Below are 8,822 nucleotides of genomic sequence, written 5' to 3' on the forward strand. Positions count from 1 at the left end.
TTTTGGGAAGGGGTATCCAGCCTCCAACTTCATCACTGGAAAAGTAGATTGTGCCGTCCCTGGTAATAATGAGGCATCCAGACCTTCTCTTTGTTGCCACAGCTGACGTGATCGCAATCTCCTCCCAGATCTATCCCTCCCAAATTCTGATCGGATTGGCCATCAGAACATAACATCTGAAGCAGACCGACTCATAATATTTATAGGAATTGGTCAGTAGCATGTATAATCAAACGAGAATAATTTTGTCGCCAAAATCTGATTCGCATGTCTGCCGGGGGCCTGGCTAAAATCGATATACAGCCGCGTAATAAACGCGAAAGATGACCTCGTTTGGCATAATGAACTTTTATGATCCTTTAAAGTAACCTCATAACATGTCTTAATAACAAGGACCTGTTGCTCAGAAGACCTCATCAAAATAGAATGGAATCAGGGTCGAGCGCTCTCCCTTTTTGCCCAGATGAAGATCATCAATACTTCGACCTGAAAACGGGGCCGCTACGTGAGGTGAAATCCGCGACCCGATCCACGATGTAAAGAACGATATGCTCGAACGAGAGGTCCACGACGACTCGCCTCTCGATGGGAGGGCGCTCTCGCTCGATCTTGCCGCCGTCGGGCAGATCCGCCACCACTCCAAGATGCAGTATAAGATCCTGGACGCCGCTTTTCAGTGGCGTGACCTCCCACGACCACCGGGCGATCTCCCCTTCCGCCACGGAGGCCACCCCGTCACCGAGGGGCTGAATGCGGAAGTCTTCCCCTTCCAGGTTGGCTTTTATCGATAAACTCAATTCTGCGACCTCGGCCTCGGATGCGCCAAGATCTTCGAGCCTGCCTTTCAGCTCCCCCTGGACATCCTTCGCGATCGCCGCCTCCGCCTTCTCAGAGACGCCGACGGTCATCTCCCTCGCTGAATAGAAGGATACCGTTCCCAGATCGAGGCGATCGACCTCCATCTCCACCATCTCCGAGAAGTTCATCTCCTCTGAAGACGGCTGAGAGGCGGTCTCTTCGCCCCCTGTCCTTTGGCGGAGGGACTTGAGGTACTCGTATATCTTCCAACCGCCGGAGCTGCTCTTCGTCCTGATGGGGCCGTCTTCATCAACGAGAGGGCCATCTGTCGCCTTCTCGACCGATTCCACCTCTTCCGGGAGATGATCTTCTTCCTCTTCCCCGGCGCCGGCCCCAGAAACGACCTCGCCGGCTTCATAAAGGGCCCCATCGATCGGTTCCGACCCGTAACCGTCTATCTCGAAACCGTCTGTCTCGGGGGGCACTTCGGACTTAATCGGCTCTTCGAAGTTCGCTTTGGTCGGCCGGCCATCATCCGGTTCGGCCGAGGATCCACGAGATCTCCCTTCGGGCTCCAGCCCACCTCCATCCATTCCACCAGATCTTTCTGAGGATCCGACCGGCGGATCTTCAGCTGAGGTATCAGCACTTTCGTCTACAGCATCGTAAAAAGCATCTTCAGCTGCAGGCTCATCAGTTTTGTCTACGACGGTCGTTTCGATATGATCTTCATCGAGATCTGGCGGCGTTGTCTCAACATTCAAATCCGTATCGTTCTCATGATCTGCAGTCGTATCCAGATCTGCAGTCGTATCCAGGACCGTATCGTTCCGGGTCTCTTCGGTCGCCGTCATGATGGGATCTTCAGGTCCGTCGGACTCCGTCTCGTTGACCGGTCCACCAAGATCCTCATCATGAACCCCCCTGGACGATTCGTCATCGGCTTCAGAGTCCCCGTCACCGGCCCTCGCGACGGACGGCTCTTGGGCAAGTTCGCCCTCTTCGGACCAATCTCGAGAGACGTTCCTCGCCGAACCTGTGGACGGTGGCTCCTCGTTGTACCTGTTCTCAGCAAGCTGGTTACCTCTGAACGTATTTTCGTTGGAGTCTACCAGCTCAAAACCGCGGTAATTTGCCAGGATCAGGTTCTCCTCGACCAGGTTGTTATACGAAGATTCGAGGACGATGCCAGACCACCGATTATCCTGGACGGTGTTGCCGAATACAATGTTTTCCACAGAGTCTTCGAGATATATGCCGCGCCAGTTCTCGCTGACAAAATTGTCCTTCAGGACGTTCCCGCCCGAAGAGCGGAGCGCTATCCCGGTCCAGCCGTCGCGGACTTCGTTGCCGATGATCGTGTTGTTGCTGGAGGCAACATATATACCGATCCTCGAGTTGGTGACATCTAACCCCTGGACTGTGACCTCGTCGGCTTTTAATGTGATCCCGTTTTCGCCGCCGCCCCCATCTATAACGGGCCTTCCGCCGCCGGCGCTCTCGCCCAGGAGGACGATCGGCTTGTCCACGATCAGGTTCTCGCGATAAAATCCGCGTTGGACGACCACGACGTCTCCGTCGTCTGCGCCGTCTATGGCCGACTGGATGCTCTCTTCCGGAGCGACCGAGATGGTGGCCGCAGCTCCCAAGCCGATTGAGAAGATCGCCACCGCCGCCAAGATGACGAATCCCAGCTTTTTTAGAGATTCTGCGGCAACAGATCGAGATGGAGAGATTTCGCTGCCCAAAAGTCGGGAGAGAGGGTCCACAGCCCTGGGGTCGGCTATCCCATCTTCGAGAAGTTCGCGCTTTTCCACCATCGATCTCGTCCCCAAAATAGGCCCTCGATTCAGGTCGATTCAAGTTTGCGTCGTCGGTTTCGAGTCATCCGTCCACCGGCGCAGATCTTGAGGCCATCGGTGGTCTTTGGCTCAAGGGGTGGTGGCCAGCCATAAAATAGTTATCGAAAAAGACCTTCTTTGAGACCGCCGAGGAGCGGCGCCCCCAGGAAGATTTTTACCCGCCCGCGCCATCTGCCCACCATGAGCGATTTGAAGAGGATCATACCCTGTCTCGACGTGAAGGTCGTCGACGGCCAGCCCACCGTCGTCAAGGGCGTCAAGTTCGTGAACCTGAAGCGGCAGGGCGACCCCGTCGAGCTCGCGATCCGCTATGACGAGCAGGGGGCCGACGAGCTGGTCTTTCTGGACATAACCGCCTCCGCTGAGGGTCGAAAGACGATGGTGGACGTCGCCCGGCGGACCGCCCGGGAGGTCTCCATACCCTTCGCCGTAGGCGGCGGGATCGGGACGGTGGAGGGGATCGTCGAGATCCTCGACGCCGGGGCCGACAAGGTGGGGATCAACACCGCGGCGCTGAAGGACCCTGACCTCATCAAAAGGGCCTCGAAGGCCGTGGGGTCCGAGAGGATCACCATCGCCATCGACGCCCGCAGAAACCCCGAGATCGGAAGGGGGGCGAACGCCTTCGGGCTGGAGGATGAAAGCCGTGCCTGGTTTGAGGTGGTGATCTACGGAGGCAGAGAGCCGATCGGAATAGACGCCATCGACTGGGCCCGCCGGGTCGAAGAGCTCGGCGCGGGCGAGATCCTCCTCACCAGCATGGACCGGGACGGAACGAACGACGGCTACGACATCCCCCTCACCAGGGCCGTCTCCGAGGCGGTCAGCGTTCCGGTGATCGCGAGCGGTGGGGCAAAAAATCCCGAGCACATGCTCGAGGCCTTCAGGGAGGCCGGAGCCGACGCCGCCCTGGCGGCGGGGATCTTCCACCGCGGCGAGTACACAGTGAGGGAGGCGAAGGAGTACCTCCGGTCCCACGGAGTCGAAGTGAAGCTCGATTGAAGGCGCAGAGGAGGCGAGAGCCCCCCGGCCGCCAAAAGCTTTTTTTTTCTGGGTTGGAGTGGCCCTTCGGCCCGCCCGGCCAAGATCGAGAAAAGCGACTTAATCTTCACCATACCACGCCATCGATTCTGAATGGCGCAAGCCAGGAGCCACTCCCCACCCCCGATCAGCTGGCTTTACGGTCCAGTTCTAGTTCTTCACCAGCTCTCGAATGTCCTTGAAGATATCCAGAGTTATGGAGAAGGTTACGACAACAAAGAGCAGAGCCAGCAATATCAGATCATAGATCATATACACCATTTCCTATATACTCTATATAGTAGTATATTCCATATATACTTTATGGTGGGCCGGATCCCCCATACTCGTCCCCGCCGGCCAGACCCCCCATCGGGGGGGGCAGAGACCTCCGATCCAATCCTCTCGGCGGTTTCATGCTAAGGCGTCAGAAAGGATGAATAATATTTTATAGAAACGCAGTCCTCTTTATCCCGGGTTTCTTTCGAACCCGGAGGTCAGCGTCCATGAGCTTTCTGATTGATCCGCCTCTGCTGATTTTGTCAGGCCTCTTCATCTACTTTGGTGGCCGGAGGCTGGGCTGGAATAGACATGCGAAGATCGTTGTGGGTGTTGGGATAATACTTATATTTATAATATTCAGCGCTCTCCTTTACGCCGACGTCTTCAGGTGCGTTTTTCCTCCCTTTCCCAACACCAGCGGCTCGGCGTTCATGCTCCACTCCGAGAGAACCGGCATAACGAAGGAGATGATCCCGACCTTCATCGTCGTTCTATTCTTCGCCCTCTATCCGGTCTGGCTCTTCGCAGGCTACGCCGCAGCCCTTCTGATATCGAAGCGAAGGAGGATCTCGGACGGCCTCTATTCCTCCCGGGACGTCAAGAGCCGGGCCGAGCGCGACAGGTCTGAGTACGCCGTGGCGAGAGACCCAGACCCCCGGCGGTGTGTGAGGGAGGCGGTAGCTGCCCTCGGCGGCATGGAGAGGTTCGTTCAGGCCGGCGACAGAGTCTTCATCAAGATCAACGTCTGCGGCGGGGTGCCGGAGGTGAGGGGTACGTTCACCAGCATCGAGGTCGTCGACGAGATCGTCGAACTGGTCAGGGGGACGGGAGCAGAGCCCTTCCTCGGGGACGCGGACATGATCTGGAACAAGTTCTGGCGGGTGGCCGAAGACTCCGGCTGGGTCGATTGGGCCAAAGAGAAGGGGGTGAGGCTGGTGAACCTCTCCGAGACCAAAATTGTTAATTTCGACTTCGGAGAGGACGGCGTCATCGGAGAGGATATGGTCTCAAAGGAGGTGATCGACGCAGACGTGATAATCTCGGTCCCCACCATGAAGACCCACCTCCTCACCGGGGTCACCCTGGGGATGAAGAACATGTACGGAACACTCCCGGAGGTGGACAAGGCCAGGTACCACAAGATGAAGATCGAGGAGGTGATATACGAGATCAACAGGTCCTTCATCCCCAACCTGGTGATCATCGACGGCAGCATAGGAAACGAGGCGATAGGACCCCTCAGCTCCAGGCCCCTGGACTTCCAGACGATAGTAGCCTCAAACGACGTCGTCTGTGCCGATTCGATCGCCTCCCAGCTGATGGGCTACGGCCCCTCGGAGGTGGTCCACCTGAAGATCGCCGCCGAGAGGGGCCTCGGCGACGCCTCCCAGAGGTACGATCTCGCCGACCTCCCCTACAGCCACGCCAGCGGAAAGGACGGGGACTGGGACCGGCCCCAGGCCGAGGTCAAGGACCTCTACAACGCCGGGATCGAGCTGCTGCTGAAATTTCCGGGCTGGAGCACCCTCTTCAACGTCGGAGCGGACTTCTTCCTCTACGACATGGCCAGGCTTCCGGTCTTCAGATACCTCACCCCCTGCCTCCTGAAGCTTCTGAACGATATCGTCTACTTCCAGCTGAGTGGCCAGGGGGGCACCGAGGAGGAGAGGATCAGGAGGAGGAACAACTTCTTCATACTCCTGCTTCTGGCGGAGGCGGTCCTCCTCGGCTTCTACATGGACGGCTACCTCTTCAGATCCCTCTTCTTCGACCTGAACCTCCTCATCGCGATAATCGTCTCGATCCTGGCCGCGGTCAGGATGAAGAGCAGAAACCTCCTGGCCCTCATCTTCTCTTCGGTCCTCGTCACCTTCTTTTTGGAGCGAGCCCTCACCTCGGGGGGGATCGTGAGATACGCCGGAAGCGACGGCCCTACCCTCTTCGTCGTATCGGGCTGGGCCCTTCTGATGGTGACGATCTTCGGGATATCGGACCCGTTGAGGCGGTGGATCTCCGGCCTGGGCATATTCGAAAGGCTCAAGAGGTGGAGGGCCCTCCCCTTCGCCGCGACGGTGGCCGCCTTCTCCCTCCTCTTCTATCTGGAAGGGTACTTCGCCATAGCGGAAGGGGCGGTCCTGGCGACCTACGTCATCATGGCCATTCTGGCCCTCTTTTCCTCGAGCAGATGCTCCATAGACTGGAACGCCGCCCTGGCCGTGGCCGGTGTGGCCGTCGTCGGCTACATGGAGCTGGCGGGGATGTTCGCAGGGCTCTGGAGCTATCGCCTGACGGAGGGCCTCCCCATCTTCATCCCCCTCGCCGGCGCGGTCTATGCCGGGGCCATTCTGGCCGTCGCCTCCCTCGCCGGGGTCGACCTTTCCCGCTCGACCGCCGGAGAGGCCGATCCCGGACCGGCAGCAGGAGACGGCCGAATCTGAAGGCCGCCTCGTCCCTCCGGATCATCTCTATGCCCTTTCTGTCCGGAAATCCTCCCCGGATCTTCCTCGACCGGCATATCCTTCCTGCCGACGGGTAAGGCCTTATATATCCGCCACCCAACTCTCGGACGTTGAGATATTCAGCTTAACTTCGACAGGATGAGTGCTAAGATGTCGAGGCGAACCATCGTTTTATTTGTGGCGGCGCTGCTTCTGGCCGGCGTCGCCTCCGGATTGAGTGGGGGAAGAGAGCGTCCCATCAGCACCTGGGGCGGTCTGCAGGAGCAGCCCGCCATCGACGGCCACATAGTGGCCTGGGCGGACAACAGGAGCGGCAACTTCGATATATTCATGTACGACCTCGAGACCGGGACTGAGAGGGGGGTCTCCTTCTACCCCGGCTTCCAGGACCACCCCGCGGTATCGGGGAACAGGATCGTCTGGCAGGACATGCGGACCGGCGAGTCGGACATATACCTCTACGACTTTGTAACAAGAGAGGAGATGCCCATAACCAAGGCCGCCGGAAGCTCGTTCCTCCCGGACATCGACGGCGACCGGGTCGTCTGGATGGACGACCGGGACGGCGACTGGAACATATACATGTACGATCTTTTGACCGGCCAAGAGCAGAGGATAACGTCGGACCCCAAGGACCAGATCCAGCCCAGGATCAGCGGTGACATCGTCGTCTGGGTGGACGACCGGAACGGAAACTCCGACATCTACCTCTACGACCTAAAGGCGGGCCGCGAGACCGCCATCACTACGGCCCCCGGAGAGCAGGTCTTTCCCGAGATCGACGGAAGCCTCGTGGTCTGGTCCGACAACAGGACTGGAGACTACGATATAGCGGTATACGACATATCGACGAAGAAGGAGACGCTGATCGAGAGGCCGGGCCTCCAGACCGCCCCCTCGATCAAGGGCGACCTCCTCGCCTGGCAGGACCACAGTAGCGGGGTTGCAGAGGTCTACGTCCGCGACCTCGCGACCGGCGAGGAGACCGCCGTAAGCCCCGGCTCCCTCAAGATGGAGCCCGCCCTCGGGGAGGGGTGCGTCGTCTGGACCGACTACCGGGCCGGCGACTCCGACGTCTACATCCACGACTTCGGCCTTCCGGCCGACGAAAGGATCGCCTCGGGCCCCTACAACTGCACCAACCCCTGGATAGACGGAGCGAGGGTGGTCTGGACCGACGACCGGACCGGCAAGTTCAACGTCTACCTGCGCGACCTCTCGGCCGACCGGGAGGTTGCGATCACCGACTCCTCGGACGAGAAGAGCAGCCCCAGCATCAGCGGCGACCTGATCCTCTACACCGACAACAGAAATGGAAACCTAGACCTCTTCCTCCACGACCTGAGGACGGGGGAGGAGACGGTCGTGACCGACGACCCCTCCGACCAGAGGTACGGGATGGTGGCGGACGGAAAGGTGGTATGGGTCGACGACCGGAACGGAGGTGACCAGGTCAACCAGGTGTACGTATACGAAGTCGCCACCGGATCGGAGCAGCAGATAACGACGGCCTCCTCGAATAAGCTCACTCCCATGATCGAGGGCGACCTCGTCGCCTGGATGGACAACAGGATGGGCAACTGGGATATATTCCTCTACAACCTTACATCCGGGACCGAGACCCAGGTGACTACAGACCCCGGAAAGCAGGAGGCTCCCTGGATCGACGGCGATGTGATCGTCTGGATGGACGATCGGAACGGGGACTGGGACATAAGGGCCAAGAACCTCGGAACCGGCGAGGAGACGGTGGTCACCACCAGCACCGGCGGCCAGGTTCAGCCGGTCATCTCCGGCAACCGGATCGCCTGGCTGGACGATCGGAACGGCGACCTGGATATATACCTCTACGACCTCGCGCTGGAGAGGGAGATCCCTGCCGTTACAGGTCCCCTCCCCCAGAAGCCGAACGACGGCCGGGGTTATCCCTTCGACGTCAGACCCGTCGCCAGCTCCTCCTTCTTGAGCGGCGATCGGATGGTATGGATCGACTACAGCCAGGAGACGCCCGCGATCGTAACGAGGACGGTGGAGGACGATCCGATCATGCTACTGGAGAAGGCGGACCTGGCCACCAACGCCAGCCTCATCGTCTGGTCTGACAACCGTGGAGGCGACTGGGACGTCTTCGGCTTCGACTTCTATAACCGCTTCGAGCGGCCCCTGGTCCGGGCGCCGGGCGATCAGAGAGAGCCCGACGTCGGGGACGGCCTTCTGGTCTGGGCCGACGACAGGAAGGGAGACATGGACATAAGGGCTCTGGACCTGTCCACCGGCATTGAGACGATCGTCGCCGAGGGTCGAGGGGACCAGACCAGCCCTTCGGTTTATGGAAGGCGGATCGCCTGGATGGACGACTCCTCCGGCGACTGGGACGTGGTGGTCAAGGACCTGGCCACCG

Annotated in this window: 3 protein-coding genes and 1 pseudogene; 3 read left to right on the forward strand and 1 reads right to left on the reverse strand. The window is 59.3% G+C overall.

The genetic code is table 11. The annotated features are described in order from the left end of the window. Positions 1-473: 473 nt before the first annotated feature. Entirely contained in the window at positions 474-2,633 is a 2,160-nt protein-coding gene (locus ACP5EL_RS03745) for a right-handed parallel beta-helix repeat-containing protein (protein WP_428401122.1), read from the reverse strand. Between the two features lie 207 nt (positions 2,634-2,840). On the opposite strand from ACP5EL_RS03745, the gene hisF reads away from it, so the two are divergent. The 3 genes and pseudogenes from hisF to ACP5EL_RS03760 all read left to right on the forward strand — a co-directional run. Beyond that, complete coding sequence (gene hisF / locus ACP5EL_RS03750; protein ID WP_428401123.1) at positions 2,841-3,662, forward strand: imidazole glycerol phosphate synthase subunit HisF; 822 nt, start codon at positions 2,841-2,843, stop codon at positions 3,660-3,662. Positions 3,663-4,186: 524 nt separating this feature from the next. Further along, a complete protein-coding gene (locus ACP5EL_RS03755) occupies positions 4,187-6,400 on the forward strand; it encodes a DUF362 domain-containing protein (protein WP_428401124.1) in 2,214 nt (737 codons plus the stop codon). A gap of 198 nt (positions 6,401-6,598) precedes the next feature. Next, positions 6,599-8,822, forward strand: a pseudogene (locus ACP5EL_RS03760) (biopolymer transporter Tol); the annotation flags it as partial.

The sequence above is a fragment of the Methanocrinis sp. genome (assembly GCF_049974945.1).
Taxonomy (GTDB): domain Archaea; phylum Halobacteriota; class Methanosarcinia; order Methanotrichales; family Methanotrichaceae; genus Methanocrinis.

Coding starts and splice junctions, on each gene's coding strand:
- hisF (WP_428401123.1), top strand. CDS start 2,841: ATGAGCGATTTGAAGAGGATCATACCCTGTCTCGACGTGAAGGTCGTC.
- ACP5EL_RS03755 (WP_428401124.1), top strand. CDS start 4,187: ATGAGCTTTCTGATTGATCCGCCTCTGCTGATTTTGTCAGGCCTCTTC.